Origin of the sequence: Sphingomonas sp. LH128, from assembly GCF_000293195.2 — a bacterium.
GTDB lineage: Bacteria > Pseudomonadota > Alphaproteobacteria > Sphingomonadales > Sphingomonadaceae > Novosphingobium > Novosphingobium resinovorum_A.
The window spans coordinates 1-664 of record NZ_ALVC01000501.1 but is presented as its reverse complement, the minus strand read 5'-3'; the positions used below and the strand labels follow the sequence as shown (position 1 = coordinate 664).

Genomic DNA, 664 nt, shown 5'->3' with positions numbered 1-664 from the left:
AATCGCGGGAGCGCCGGCCATGGGCAACGGGCTCGAGATTACTGGAAGGTTGGTTGCCCCCCGCTAGATGAAGAACGGGCTCACGATTTTGGACCGGGCCCAGCATCAGATGGAGGACAACCGTGGACCAGCATATAGGACTCGATGTTTCCCTGAAAGACACTTCGATTTCGGTTCGTCAGGATGGCAAGCGCGTTTGGCGTGGCAAGTGCCCGTCGGATCCGAAGCTGCTCGCAGAAGTGATCCGCAAACGCGCGCCGAATGCAAAGCGCGTGGTGTTCGAGACAGGGCCTCTTTCGGTTTGGTTTTTTCATGCGCTGACTGCGGAGGGTTTGCCAGCGATCTGCATAGACGCGCGCCATGCCAAGGCGGCTCTCGACATGGCTGCGAACAAGACCGACGCGAACGACGCTGACGGTCTGGCGCATTTGGCCGAGGTAGGTTTCTTTCGGGAGATCCGCGTCAAAGGCTTCGACAGCATGTTGATGAGGACGCTGATTGCAGCACGACGCCAACTTATGAAGATGCGGGTGCAGATGTCGAACCAGATCCGCGGGCTGATGAAGACGTTCGGTCTCGTAATACCCAAAGGCGCAGGCAGCGTTTTTGAGCGCAACGTCGTTAAGCTTCTGGAAGGCGAAAACAATTTGGCGCGCATCATCCT

Annotated in this window: 1 protein-coding gene; it reads left to right on the top strand. The window is 57.5% G+C overall.

Annotated elements, in window-relative coordinates; all coding sequences use genetic code 11:
• Positions 1-122: 122 nt before the first annotated feature.
• On the top strand, positions 123-664 hold a 542-nt coding region (locus LH128_RS29250), incomplete at its 3' end, for an IS110 family transposase (protein WP_008833316.1).